14 protein-coding genes are annotated in these 13,213 nt (G+C 44.5%); 6 read left to right on the forward strand and 8 right to left on the reverse strand.

Annotated elements, in window-relative coordinates; translation table 11 throughout:
- Window positions 1-31: 31 nt before the first annotated feature.
- Complete coding sequence (locus tag GJB59_RS05610) at window positions 32-937, reverse strand: LysR family transcriptional regulator (RefSeq protein ID WP_142827972.1); 906 nt, start codon at window positions 935-937, stop codon at window positions 32-34.
- Window positions 938-1,043: 106 nt separating this feature from the next.
- On the opposite strand from GJB59_RS05610, the gene GJB59_RS05615 reads away from it, so the two are divergent.
- Window positions 1,044-2,078, forward strand: a complete 1,035-nt coding sequence (locus tag GJB59_RS05615) for a YeiH family protein (protein WP_142827970.1) — start codon at window positions 1,044-1,046, stop codon at window positions 2,076-2,078.
- 58 nt (window positions 2,079-2,136) lie between these two features.
- Here the strand turns inward: GJB59_RS05615 and GJB59_RS05620 are convergent, their stop codons facing one another.
- From GJB59_RS05620 to GJB59_RS05630, 3 genes are read right to left on the reverse strand one after another with little or no spacing between them, the layout of a single operon-like run.
- Window positions 2,137-2,697, reverse strand: coding sequence for a GNAT family N-acetyltransferase (locus GJB59_RS05620; protein WP_142827969.1), 561 nt, complete (start codon window positions 2,695-2,697; stop codon window positions 2,137-2,139).
- A 40-nt stretch (window positions 2,698-2,737) separates the two neighbouring features.
- Window positions 2,738-3,619, reverse strand: a complete 882-nt coding sequence (locus GJB59_RS05625) for a DMT family transporter (protein WP_142827967.1) — start codon at window positions 3,617-3,619, stop codon at window positions 2,738-2,740.
- A 42-nt stretch (window positions 3,620-3,661) separates the two neighbouring features.
- On the reverse strand, window positions 3,662-4,549 hold the full coding sequence (locus GJB59_RS05630; protein WP_142827965.1) for an aminoglycoside phosphotransferase family protein: 888 nt from the start codon (window positions 4,547-4,549) through the stop codon (window positions 3,662-3,664).
- A gap of 239 nt (window positions 4,550-4,788) precedes the next feature.
- Between GJB59_RS05630 and GJB59_RS05635 the strand changes: the two genes are divergently transcribed.
- Window positions 4,789-5,238 carry a DUF305 domain-containing protein gene (locus GJB59_RS05635; RefSeq protein WP_142827963.1) on the forward strand — a complete coding sequence of 150 codons (450 nt, stop codon included), beginning with the start codon at window positions 4,789-4,791 and terminating at the stop codon, window positions 5,236-5,238.
- Between the two features lie 62 nt (window positions 5,239-5,300).
- Here GJB59_RS05635 and GJB59_RS05640 read toward each other — a convergent pair whose 3' ends face one another.
- The 3 genes from GJB59_RS05640 to GJB59_RS05650 form a co-directional block, all read right to left on the reverse strand.
- Window positions 5,301-5,741 (reverse strand): NUDIX hydrolase, encoded by a 441-nt coding sequence (locus tag GJB59_RS05640; RefSeq protein ID WP_244946837.1) that lies wholly within the window; start codon window positions 5,739-5,741, stop codon window positions 5,301-5,303.
- A gap of 38 nt (window positions 5,742-5,779) precedes the next feature.
- The gene (locus tag GJB59_RS05645; RefSeq protein ID WP_142827961.1) at window positions 5,780-6,319 is read right to left on the reverse strand and encodes an NUDIX hydrolase; all 540 of its coding nucleotides are present in this window, start codon (window positions 6,317-6,319) and stop codon (window positions 5,780-5,782) included.
- Window positions 6,320-6,427: 108 nt separating this feature from the next.
- A complete protein-coding gene (locus GJB59_RS05650) occupies window positions 6,428-8,479 on the reverse strand; it encodes a GAF domain-containing sensor histidine kinase (protein WP_142827959.1) in 2,052 nt (683 codons plus the stop codon).
- A 391-nt stretch (window positions 8,480-8,870) separates the two neighbouring features.
- Between GJB59_RS05650 and GJB59_RS05655 the strand changes: the two genes are divergently transcribed.
- From GJB59_RS05655 to GJB59_RS05670, 4 genes are all read left to right on the forward strand, one after another.
- A complete protein-coding gene (locus tag GJB59_RS05655; protein ID WP_142827958.1) occupies window positions 8,871-9,296 on the forward strand; it encodes a DMT family transporter in 426 nt (141 codons plus the stop codon).
- An 11-nt stretch (window positions 9,297-9,307) separates the two neighbouring features.
- On the forward strand, window positions 9,308-9,973 hold the full coding sequence (locus GJB59_RS05660) for a Crp/Fnr family transcriptional regulator (protein ID WP_142827956.1): 666 nt from the start codon (window positions 9,308-9,310) through the stop codon (window positions 9,971-9,973).
- A gap of 11 nt (window positions 9,974-9,984) precedes the next feature.
- A complete protein-coding gene (locus GJB59_RS05665; protein WP_142827954.1) occupies window positions 9,985-10,476 on the forward strand; it encodes a DMT family transporter in 492 nt (163 codons plus the stop codon).
- A 74-nt stretch (window positions 10,477-10,550) separates the two neighbouring features.
- Window positions 10,551-11,084, forward strand: coding sequence for a 2'-5' RNA ligase family protein (locus GJB59_RS05670; protein WP_185960043.1), 534 nt, complete (start codon window positions 10,551-10,553; stop codon window positions 11,082-11,084).
- Window positions 11,085-11,192: 108 nt separating this feature from the next.
- On the opposite strand, the gene GJB59_RS05675 is transcribed toward GJB59_RS05670, so the two are convergent.
- Window positions 11,193-13,142, reverse strand: a complete 1,950-nt coding sequence (locus tag GJB59_RS05675; RefSeq protein WP_142828033.1) for a fructose-1,6-bisphosphatase — start codon at window positions 13,140-13,142, stop codon at window positions 11,193-11,195.
- Window positions 13,143-13,213 lie beyond the last annotated feature (71 nt).

Genomic DNA, 13,213 nt, shown 5'->3' on the forward strand with positions numbered 1-13,213 from the left:
CCTGCACAATATTGCAGAATCGTTTTTTCATTTATTGAATCTTAAAATCAGTGAGTTCCTTATGGCTCTTCAGCAACTCCAGAAATGCTGAAAGCGCCTTTGTCTGGAACGGCGAACGGGTGACGATGGAAAAATCGCGAGTATAAGGCAGCTCTTTCACATCCAGTACTTTTATGTCTCCATAGCGCAGTTCTTTTTGAACCGCCCATTCCGAAAGGAGGCTGATGCCCATCCCCGCTTCAACCATGGCTTTGATTGGCTGGGTGCTGCTGAAATGCATGATGGACTGAGGAGCGATTGAAAATTGCTTGAAGACGTTTTCGGAAGCTTCCCTTGTGCCGGAGCCAAGCTCTCGCAAGATCCAAGTTTCTTCGATCAATTCTTTCATTGTTACCGACTCTTTACGGCCTGCCAACGGATGATCGGCTGATGCCACAATAACCATTCGATCTTCCGCGAACGGTTCGGTCTTCAATTCTTGGACCTCTTTGAAGTGGCCTTCTACTATGCCGACATCCAGCTGATGGCTAAGCACAAGTCCGGCAATCGTTGTCGTGTTGCCGATGGTGACAGTTGGTTTAATGTCCGGATACTGTTCTTTTGCCTCTGCGATTATCCGCGGCAGCAAGTATTCACCGAATGTGTAACTCGCACCGATGGCGATCGACCCGCTTGCTTTGTTGGTCAAGTCGTCAAGTAGGTGGTTCATTTTAGCGTAAAGCTCTTTGATTTCAATGGCGTGGTGATAAACGATTTCCCCTGCTTTGTTCAGCCGCACGTATTTATTGGTCCGCTCCAGCAATTTGACGCCCGTGCTGTCTTCCAATGAGCGGATATACTGGCTGACGGCAGGCTGCGTCATGTGCAGCTCTTCCGCCGCTTTGGAGAAATTTTTCTTTTCAATTACTTTGAGAAACACTTCCAAACGCTGATCCATCCTTCTCCCCCATTCTCTTATATTGGAATACTTATTATCATTATATTAAATAATTATTTTACTAATGTATAGACTTTTTCTATACTTACTTGCAGGAGGTTTCACCATGACTGCAAACAACACGAACTCTTTACAACCCAACTCTAATCCTTTATCACCAAAAACAGCCTGGATTGGCGGCGTCCTGTTTACATTCCTGATTGCATTTTTCGGCTATGGATTGGCTCAGGTGCCAGGCTTTGATCAGGTCGGCCAACTGGCCTGTGCCATCATCATCGCTGTTTTCTATCGGCAAATCTTCGGCTACCCGAATGCCATCCGTTCCGGAATCACCTTTTCTTCAAAGCGCTTATTGCGCGTTGCCATCATTCTTTATGGATTAAAATTGAACATTGATACGGTCTTTAGCGATGGGCTGGGTTTATTGCTGCGGGACATGGTCGTCATCGCTTTCGCTATTCTACTTACCGTATGGCTGGCGAAACGTTTTAAGGCTGATAAGACCATTTCCCTGTTGCTCGGCGTCGGTACAGGCGTTTGCGGAGCGGCGGCCATTGCGGCAATCGCTCCTATCATCAAAGCAAAAGACGAAGATACGGCAATCAGCGTCGGCATCATTGCGCTTATGGGCACGGTCTTTGCCATTTCCTATACCATTCTTCGTCCATTCTTGCCGCTTGACGACATCGAATACGGCATGTGGGTCGGCATCAGCCTTCATGAAATTGCCCATGTGGCATTGGCGGGAGCACCTGCTGGAGAAGACGGCTTGGCCATTGCGCTTTTAGGAAAATTGGGCCGCGTCTTTTTGCTCGTCCCTCTTTGCTTTATCTTTATATTTCTGATGAAACGCAAAAACAAAGAGGAGAAAACAGACGCTTCGATCCAATTCCCTTGGTTTCTTCTCGGGTTCATCCTCTTGAGTGTTCTGGGAAGCTACGTCTTCGGACACTCTGTTCCTTTCCCGGAAGCACTGCGTGAGTTTGTGTCGACAGCGACGACTTGGCTGCTGACGGCGGCGATGGTTGGGCTCGGTTTGACGGTCAGCCTGCGCGATTTACGGGAACGCGCCATGCTGCCGCTGGCTGCGATGACTATCACATCCATTTTGCTGTCGATCTTTGCGTATTTCGCAGTCTAGTGGCATTTGAATATGTAAAAAAGGAAATGCACTGGCCATTAGGCTGTGCATTTCCTTTTTAAATTTGGTTCTGCGCTGCCCACTCCTCGCGCAGCATCCCCATTTTAATGGCATCAAAATGTTTCCCTTCTACGATGCGTGCCTTTCGGATGCGTGCTTCTTCCCTCATCCCCAGCCTTTCAGCGACTTTCATCATGCGCTCATTGCCCGACCAAGTCGACATGCCCAGCCGGTGCAAATCGGTGTATGTAAACAGGAAATGGATCCATAACCGGTAGGCCTCAGATCCATACCCGCCGTTCCAGTATTCGGTGTTGTAAATGACTACACCTGTTTCCAACCAGTTTGTATGTTCGTCTACCCAATAAGCGCCTACATAGCCAATCGCTTTGCCATCAGCTAGGATGACGAGCGATGCAGGGACGCCCTTGGCAATCTCTGGTTTTTCCAGCCACTCTTTTCGGTGGTGCTCCTTACTTAGCCAAGCTTCTGGAATATAAGGGCCGTTCCATTTTTTCGCTTCCTGCTGTGGATCTTCATAGCGCCAGTAATAAAGTTCGTCTAATAGAGATTCTGATGAATCGATTAGACTAATCTTTTTTCCCTTAACGTTAACCAAAATAGAATGCCTCCTTTCCTACTTGCTGTTGATATCAATCTCAAACTGTCATTTTCACCGCAATCCGCTTTTCTGGCCAATTCACAAGGAAAATTCCGGCAAAAATCAAACTACCGCCGATTAACAAAGGCAACCCGATCTCTTCTCCGAGCACCAGCCATCCGGACAGAATGCCGAAAAAAGGAGCCAAAAAGAGAAATGCACTCACTTTTCCAGAATCCCCTTTCTGCAGTAAATGGAACCAGATTGTAAATTGAACGATCGAAGCCGGGATGGTGAGCCATAATAGAATGGAAATGGAAGTGGAATTGACGACAAAATAGGCATTTTCCAGCATGGCAGAACCCGCCAATAAAATGAGTCCGCCAAACAGCATCTGGTAGGCGGTCAATACCCACATATCTATGGAAACACCCCATCTCTTAATCAACAGCGTTCCTACTGCCCAAAAAACTGCGCTTGAAAAGCCAAATAAAGTGCCAATTCCGATGCCCAACTGGCTTCCCATGGTAACGAAAACACCCAGAAATCCGATAATGACCCCTATCCACTGGATCAGCCGGTAGCGCATGCCAAGTGCCAGTGTCCCGAATATCACCACCAATAATGGATTCATGAAAGTTAAAATGGCGGATTCCCCGGAAGTGATGGTCCGTAAACTTAAAAAGATGGCACCCATGACGCCTGCGGTTTGAACAGCACCAATCAGCACCATTTTTCCCCATTCGACTGGAGTTTTTGGATGTTTTCTTTTAAACAGCAGCACAAAGACGATCATGATGCTGCCGGCTATCGTAAATCGTATACCTGCTAATAGCAGTGGTGATAAATAGATCAAACCGATTTTTGCTACGACAAAGGAAGATCCCATCAACCCGGTCGTCAAGATTACCAGAAATGAGAAAATCAGTTTTTCTTTCAATTCGTCACTCTCCTTTGAAAAATGAAGCCGACCATGAAGCTATCACACTATACTGTCGTTTGAGAATTGCCGACTGTCTGCAATTCGGTTCCAGTAATTCCATGCTTCCAAATATACTGGAAAGTCTTCGGGATGATGTTTTACACAAATTGCGAGACGCAAGTACAAACCAATCAAAATTTCTTTATAAAGCTGTTTCTCCTCAGGCAGCTCCGCGGACAATCCTTTAAAAGCGGAACCTAAAGTGTCCTTCATCAAGTCGTTCGGCGATGAAAAGAAAGCATAGATCAAGTCGTAATGTGGATAGCCTAAGATTGGGGTTGGATCGATGACACCTGCCAGCTTCTTTTCATGAACAATGAAATTATGGAATCCGCAGTCTCCATGGATCAGGTAAGGTTTCTTTTGGAAACTGTTCCGATTTTGATCAATTACCCATGGTGCTGTGATATGTAAGCCTTCCTTTTTTAAAAAAGGGACCAAAAATTCTTGTGCCGCCTCTACTTCCTTTGTTAAAAATTGTTCCCATGAACTTGCAGGAGAGTCCTGCCATCCCCAGCCTTCAAATGTAGAAACGGGATGATACTGGTTGATCAAATCGTCAACGAGTGTTTGAAGGAGCTCCTTCTTGCCGCCGTCAAGTGACTTAACAATAGATCCGGGAATGTATGTATAGACCATGTACCGATGGGAAGAATCGACAGCTACTAAGTCTGGCAGGATGGATATTCCATGGTACGTTGATAGAAAATCAGCTTCTGACTTGGTTACATTGGTTTGATTAAATTTTAGAATATAGTCCGCCTCATTGTCATGATGCAGGAAAAACACTTTGCTCATTGTTCCTCCGGTCAATGCCTTGGGTTTCCAAATGGCCGGCGGCAGGAGGTTCTCATCAGTCAATTGAGTGATAATCGTTGTAATATCCATTGCTGTCTCCCATCCTATTGATCAATACCTGAAATAATCATACCATTTTTACACCTGGCAATTTGCAATTGTCACTTTATTCATCTTATGGATATAAATAATCGTTAGCGAGTTGAGCTTTTGTAGGGTCCTATCCCATTTATGCAGTTTCTGTGGAGTTTATTCCAACTTCAATATGGTATATACATAAAGAAGAACTATTTATCAACAAACCTATTTTAGAAGGAGGAGAGTGGCTTATGAATCCTTATTTGAAGTTTGGAATCATGATCGTTACTTCAACATTTTTGATGTACTGGTTGATGTTTTTGAACGTTTTTCAACTGGATCATGTGACGTTCAGTGAGACACGGATTTACATGGCTTTGATTATGGGATCCATTATGGCGATTGTCATGCTGCTATTCATGTGGCCAATGTATAAAAACAAAAAGGTGAACACAGTAATTCTAGCTGGAAGTGCGGTCGTATTTGCGCTTTCGTTGTGGCTAGTACGCAGCCAAATACTCATTGAAGACAGCGGCTGGATGAAAGCAATGATTCCCCATCATTCGATTGCCATCCTGACAAGCGAAAGAGCCAATATTTCCGATCCCCGTGTTCGTGAGCTTTCAGATAAAATTATTCAGGCACAGCGGGAAGAAATTGCAGAGATGGAGAGATTGATAGAAGAACTAGAAGAAGAATAAAAATTTCTACGCGAAAATGGCCATGAGCAAAAACGATTGCCCATGGCCATTTCTCTATGAAGCTAAAACTCTATGTAAAACGGATGGCTGCTGCTATCGAGGCAATACTCGATTCGTTCCCTGAAGTTTTTACATGTGACCATAGTTAGGGCATCGGCAACTGGATAAAAGGCTACTTCCAAGCTTTCGGCTGAGGTGGTTTCTTTGCCACCAACCGGTTTTGCCAGGAAAAGTGTGTTGCAGATGGAATCTTCCACATTTTGAAAAACCCCACAAAACTTTTCGATTCTAATGTCTATACCTGTCTCTTCTTTTGCTTCCTGGATAGCTGCCTCTTTAAGCGATTCTCCTTCCTCAACCTGACCGCCAGGCATTTCCCAACCTCTCCGTGGTCCCTTGATCAGCAAGATTTCACCTTGGTCATTAAGGACGATTGCAGCTGCAGAGAGAATATGTTTTGGCGGCGAAAAATCTGAAGCTACATTCTGTTCTTGTATACTCACTGTATACCCCTCCTGAAATTCCAGAATTTCAATTCATATTAGTCAATTACATCAGTCATACAATCAATTTTTGGTGTCTCTGCCATTTTAATTTTGCTGTAGAGCTTATATCGCTCCCATACTTTTGGGACCACCAGCAGGTCGTTATTCATTTCTTCCCATTCAGCCAATGCGACAAATTTGGCTCCGCATACTTCTCCATCTTGGAGATTGAAATCCGTCAGCTCTAATTGCTTCGCGCTCTTCCATATATAACTGTCCAGGAAGTAGACGTCTTTTTTCAAACTGCCGACAAGTTGAAGGTCTTTCGGATCCGCAACAAGCCCGGTTTCTTCTTCCAACTCACGAACCGCTCCAACTAAACTTGTTTCCCCGGCAGTAACCGAGCCGCCCGTACATTCCCATAACAAGGGATACGTCTTCGCAGCATCTCGTTGGGTGACCAGCAGTTTGCCGTCTCTGTTGAAAGTAAAAATTTCCACCACAATGTGGTATTCACCTGGCGTCATTGCTTGGCCTCTCATGTGCTGCTTGGCAAGCAGCTTTCTTTCATCATCATATAAATCCCAGATTTCCATAGCATTACTCTCTCTTTCCAGTCAGCAAATGACGTATGAATTGTCGGTCCTGTTTAGAAAAAGGCAAGATGCAACTGCACCTTGCCTGATCCTCCCTCCATTTACTTATTATCCAAGATGAAACTTCACTGAAAATACAGTACCTTCATTGCTTGATTGCACTTCGATTTTCGCATTGTGGCGCGCGGCAATAGCGTATGAGACACCCAGCCCCAGACCTGTGCCATTGTCTTTTGTCGTATAGAAGGGTGTGCCGATTTTTCTTAACACTTCCTCACTCATACCGGCACCTTGATCTTGAATTTCAAGAACCACCGTATGCTCGTCTTCCATGTAGGTACGGATAGAGAGCATTTTTCCCGGCTCCATCGCTTCCAAGCCATTTCGGCACAGGTTAATAAGCAATTGGCGGATTTCGTCACGGTTCAAGAACATTTCAGGGATGCTTGTATTTTCAAACTGGATGAACTTGTTTTGATTGAAGGTATCAATTTCTAATAACGGAGAAATGTCACAAATTATGGCATTCAAATCCAGCATCTCCAAATCTGATGACCGGGTATTGCCCATCGACAAAAATTCGGAAATGATGGAATTGGCACGATCCAGCTCATCAATCATAAGGTCAAAATACATATTAAAATGCTGCAATTCCTTATTGCTTGTCAACAGCTGCAAAAATCCGCGGACAGTTGTCATCGGATTGCGGATTTCGTGGCTGATTCCTGCAGCCATCTGTCCGATCAGTTCCAAGTTGGACAAGCGTTTCAGTTCATTTTCATAGATTTTTTTCTCGGTGGTGTTTTTGCATAAGCAGCAAATGCCATCATCAAATGGATACACGACTACGTCGAACCAATAGGAATCCGCTGCAGAAGACACCTCAAAATGCACAGGCAATCGCTCTGACATGGCTCGAGACAGCTCTTTATGGAGAATGCCGTGGAACTTGTCAGGGAAGATGGACCATATCGTCTCGCCCATTACACTTTCCGCTGTTTTTCCCAGTGGCAGCGGCTGATGGCGATTGATATAGATAACTTCCCACTCTTTGTTCAAGGCGAAAAAACCGTCCGTTATACTGTCGATAACATTGGTGACTTTTTCATTGGCATTAGCCAATTCACTGGTCCGTTTTTTCACACGAAGCTCGAGGAGATCCATGTACGTTAAGTTGGAATATGTTAATGCCGTTGCATCAACGATTGACTGTGCCAAATGCACCTGTGATTTTTCATCAGACTGCAGCGTCTCCATCAAACAGGCAATGGCGACAAAGCCAAAAGCATCGCCTTTGGAAATCATGGGAATGAGCAGCAGCCTGCATCGTTCCTCACTCGGAATAAATTTGATCTTTTGCTCGATCATCACTTCATCGACAACATTTCCATGCTCCCGATTCAATTGAATATCAATTAATGCTCTTTTCCATTCGTCCTCTGTCCAGTCAGCTTCCTTGTTCATTCCTTTAAAGCAAAGAGCGTCGGCGTCGTTCGGATCTTTTATATAAACTGCAACGTTTTGGCAATCCACCGCTTTGTTTAAATAATAAAAACAAGTATCCAGGTTTTCCTCAACGGTTGAACACCTGGAAAGCTCACGATTGGCATCAAGCAACAGCTGCTTTTCAGCAATCAGCTGTTCTTTCTGCTTTAAGTTGTTAGCGTTTTGGATAGCCACTGCTGCCATATTGACATATGCTTCTACGCTTTGGATCTGAACCTCTGAAATATTCATCGGTTTGCCGCAATCAAACAAAAACACGAGTCCAAATAAGTGATCTTCATAAATGATGGGAAGTCCAAGAAGGGAGTGAATGTTAAATGCAGCGACTGCCCCTGGGTTTGGCCGGTTGTCCCTGAATGTATCCGGAATATAAATGGTCTGTTTAGTGGTGACGACATCTTTTGCAAATGGATCTGTTTCAAGGTCGATTTTTTGTGACAGAATGGAATGTCCATTGATGGATTCCGGTTTCCCTGCCACAGCCTTAAAGTTTCCGGTGCCATCCGGCAAGTATATTCCGACAGAATCACATTGAACGATTTCTTCGGATATGGCAGTGGTGACATGCTTCAGCATCTCGCGCAGTTCAAGCTTCGTATTAATGATTTTTGTTAGATCTGCCAGCCTGGAGTATCTATTTTGTTCTTTCAACATGGCTATTCGCTCCGCTCTTGATCATCATGAAATGAGATTTTCGTATTTGTTGTTGCAAAAACCACTCTATTTCATCAAGATATTATGTCAGTAGCTTACCACAAAATAATTTGTCTGGGCTGATAAATTTCAGCAAGTCCCGGCAGAAAGATGTTTTTCTAAACAGAGTGTTGCGGTGGAAAGGACACGCCTTCCAGTAATATCAAACTTCAAGTAGTGATTTACAGATGCTGATTTGGACACACAGAATGTTTACAGTATAAACAAATCTGCCATTTTATTGTCCTGCAAATTTAACCGGAATCCGATACAATAAACCAAAAGGGACATATGTCCTTTTTTCTCCCATTTAATTTCTGTACATTAAATGAAAGAAAGGCGGGTGGACGGAATGAAAGGCACAATTTTTGCACTGGCAGGCGGTTTCTTTCTGACATTTCAAAGTGTAGCCAATGCAACGATCAGCGACAGCATCGGCACCTGGCAGGCAGCGACCATGACACAATTCACAGGTTTTGTACTGGCGCTCTTGATCGTTGTCTTGCTGCGGGATCAAACCTACCAAAACTTAACGCAAGTTCCACTGCTGTATGCGTCCGGCGGAATGCTGGCAGCCGTGGTCCTTTACAGCAATATGACCGCCGTACACCGGATGGGCGTTACGTTGACCATTGGAATATTCCTGATCGCCCAGCTCATCACCGCCGTGCTGATTGACGGCAAAGGCTGGTTCGATATGACAAAACAAAAAATTGGCCGGACTCAGATTGCTGGATTAGCATTGATGATCGCAGGTGTTATTGTATTGAAATGGTAAGGAGGATGACAATGAATCAGGCCATCAACGATTATCTTCATCGGTACGAACTGGCAGATTTATTTCCGGAACAGATCCGGCAGTTTATGCAGATCGTAAGTTTATCGGGTGGAGAGCGTTTGCTGTCTCAAGGAGACGATTCCGAAGCGTTTTACCTGCTGGTTGAAGGAAAACTGAAGATTTCCATGCTGTCTCCGGAAGGAAAACGGCTGATTTTGGCATTTAAAAGCCCATTCGATTTGGTAGGTGACATCGAATACGTCCAGCACTGTCCGCTCATTAACACGGTGGAAGCCGTTTCCAACACCCGGGTCATCCGGATCCCTTATGAAGTATTGCGAAAAGAGATGGGAGATAATGCCGCATGGCTCCAGTTTCTCCTGAAAATAATCACGCAGAAATTCGAAATGAAGTCATCTGCCATGAACTTCAACTTGCTTTATCCGGTAGATGTTCGTTTGGCGAGCTACCTGCTGTCCATGACACCGACGCAGCCGAAGCTTGATGCAACTTCCCTTGTTGATATGGCAGACTTGATCGGCACAAGCTACCGGCATTTGAACCGGGTCCTGCTGCAATTCCAAAAAGCCGGCTGGATCACCAAGAAGCGTGGCAAGATCACCATTCTTGACCGAGCCTCCCTGCTCGCTCAGGCAGGTCAAAATATTTACGAATAGGAGCACACTATATGGCAATTGGCATCTTACTGGCATTACTCGGCGGTGCGTTTGTCTGCCTGCAAAACACATTCAATGCCAACGTCAAAAAACGAGTCAGCGTCTGGTCTACTACAGCACTTGTCCTGCTGCTCGGATTTTTGGCATCTCTTGCTGCAGGACTGGCTTTTGAAGGGACCGGCCTGTTTAGATTCCAGGCACAGCCCTGGTTCTGGTTCAGCGGCATTCTCGGAGTTGGCGTCGTTGCCTGTGTGACCCAAGGCGTCCAAATTCTTGGGCCGAGCCGCGCCATTTCCCTCATCATGGTATCGCAAATTTTCTTCGGTCTGATGTGGGATACACTCGGCTGGTTCGGCCTTGAGACAGTCCCTTTTACTTGGCAATCCTTGCTCGGCGTGCTGTTGATCAGCGGCGGCGTCTTGCTGTTTCAACTGGGTCCGAAACTGGAACAGCCTGAACGGAACCGAAAATCTGTCGGTGTTCGCAAATCTGTAAAAGGGTAAATAAAATAGAACATGCTGATTCTTAAGTTCAACTTAAATGGATTGGTAAAACTAGTTTCATTAGGGGGATTTGTTTGCAGTATTTCATTGGCATTGTGCCGCCAGCAGAGTTTAAAAACAAAATCATAGAATTCCAACAGAAATATAGTTCACGTAAAATTACAGCTGGAGTCGAACCGCATCTCACTTTAAAAGCGCAAGGTGGGTTGGCCGAGGATAAAGCATGGATTGATCAGGTCAAAATGATATGTGCCAGTTTTTCTTCTTTCAAATTGATCATCAGCGATCCACAACTTTTCGGAGATGATATTTTATATTTAAGCGCACACTCGCCTGAACTCTTCAATCTTCACAACAAAATAGTTCAAGTGATCTCTCCAACTCAAGAAACAATAAAAAAATACTTCGAGGCGGAAGATTTTACCCCCCATATAACTTTAGGTAAAACTGTTTACGGAACATCCCAAAAAGAATTGATCGATATGAAAATCCAAGCTGAAAAAGAGTTGGGCCCATATCCTTCTTTTGAAGTAACATTTATTAGAATTTACGAAGAAAGCGAATTTGGAAACTACACAACATATTTAGATATCGAGTTGAAACACTGACATCAAAAGGTTCGACAGATGAATCGTGAAGCATTTTTTCAAATTCACTTTTCTCCTGACAAACCAGAAAGGAAGAGCCAGCGCAATCGCTGGCTCTTCCTTTTCCTGTTACATTTTAAATGAGGTTCTCTGCATATATCGGTATTCTCTTAAACTGTTCAAATTGTGAATCTCCTGCAATAACCCTTCACCAATATTTGTTTCCCGCACTTTTTTGCGTTCCAGTTCTTCGTCAACAAGCCGCTTGATGGACAATACATCCGTTCCATTTTGCAGCACTTCTTCTTTTGAGTTAAACAGCTGATGGGCGACCAGCTGCATGCCGTATGAATTGTACAGCAAGGTATAACCGGCGATTCCTGTAGTTGACTGATAGGCTTTTGAGAAGCCGCCGTCGATGACCAGCATTTTGCCATTCGCTTTGATCGGGTTTTCCCCGTCCCGCTCTTTGACAGGCGTATGGCCGTTAATAATGCGTCCATGATCTGGGTTTAATTCAAATTCCTCCAATATTTTGCGGCACATTTCTTCGTCTTCACGCAAATAATAATAGGGATTTTTACGTTCCTTGTGGGTCTCTTTGTCCTTGATAAAGTAACGCTCAAAAGTCGTCATTTCCCGCTTCCCGAAAAGGGATGAATATTCTCCGGTCCACAAGTACCATACCATATCGGTCGCGAAATCATCGGTTTCTTCCGGATGAGCGAAGGAATAGCGCAAATAATGTTCGAAAAGATCCAGCAGTTCCCTGCCGGCATAGCTTTTTCCTTCGATCTCCATTTTTTCCATATTGCCTTCTTCATCAAGCGGAATGCAGCCATGAATCAGCAAATTGCCGTTGTATTTTAAATAAAGGCTGCCTTTTTTCATAAGGAAGTTCATATGCCGCGTCATTTTTTCTGAATGCTGCATAGAAAACAGCAGCTTATCCATCACCAGCTTTTCTTCATCCAATAATTCATCCGGCTGCTCGGGATTGATCGTCGCAAAACACGTATTTTCCAACGGGTAGGTTTTGCCGTGGATCGTCGCTTCCTTTTTCTCGTAATCGACTTTTTCCAACAACAAGCGGTCTTCCATCGCAAAGCACGGACGCCTCTTGATGATCGGGCTTTCCAGCTTGAACTGAATGACGGAAATCGCCTGATGGATTTTGGTGATTTGCAGCTGTTCCTGCTCAGTCAGTTTTTCATCTGAAATCCGTTTTGGATGGAATGCCGGATTGTCGTCGTAATACTTCTCCGCAAGATTCAGCAATGGTCTCAAGTTGATGCCATATACATCTTCGATAATATCCAGATTATTGTAGCGTGCGCAGATACGGAGAATGTTCGCCAGGCACACTTTCGATCCGGCATAAGCACCGATCCACAGAACGTCATGATTTCCCCATTGAATGTCCACGGAGTGGTAATCGATGAGTGTATCCACAATCTTGTGCGGATCCGGACCCCGGTCGTAAATGTCGCCAACTACATGCAAATGGTCCACCGTTAAGCGCTGCGTCGTATAGGCAAGCCCAACAATCAGTTTATCCGCTTGGCCCAAAGCGATGATTTGTTCGACCATTTTGGCGTAATAGTCTTTTTTGTTTTTAAACTCATCAGTCTTGTACAGCAGCTCTTCAATGATGTAAACAAACTGCTTGGGCAGCGCTTTGCGCAGTTTTGAGCGGGTGTATTTGGAAGCTGCATAGGAAATAAGCTTCAGCATCCGCTCAATCACTTCTATGTACCATGCCTGCAATTCCTTTTTGCTGGTGTAATTGCTTTTGATCAGTTGCAGTTTTTCTTCCGGATAATAAACCAGTGTCGCAAATTCATTCAGCTCTTTTTCGCTCAGTTCATTCTTGAACAAGTCTCTTATTTTCACCTTCACATTGCCGGAACCGTTTCGCAGAACGTGCTGAAAAGCCTGGAACTCCCCATGTAAATCGCTTACAAAATGTTCCGTTCCTTTGGGCAGATCCAGGATGGCTTCAAGATTGATAATTTCAGTTGCGACTTTTTCTTCACTGTCGTATTTTTGCGCTAACAAATCCAAGTATTTTAAGTTCAACATCACGTAATCCCCCTTCGTGTCTCGTTCCCATTCTTCCATCGGAACAACAGAAACGGATAGTTTAAGAA

Source organism: Planococcus soli, from assembly GCF_016881065.1.
In the GTDB taxonomy this organism is placed as follows: domain Bacteria; phylum Bacillota; class Bacilli; order Bacillales_A; family Planococcaceae; genus Planococcus; species Planococcus soli.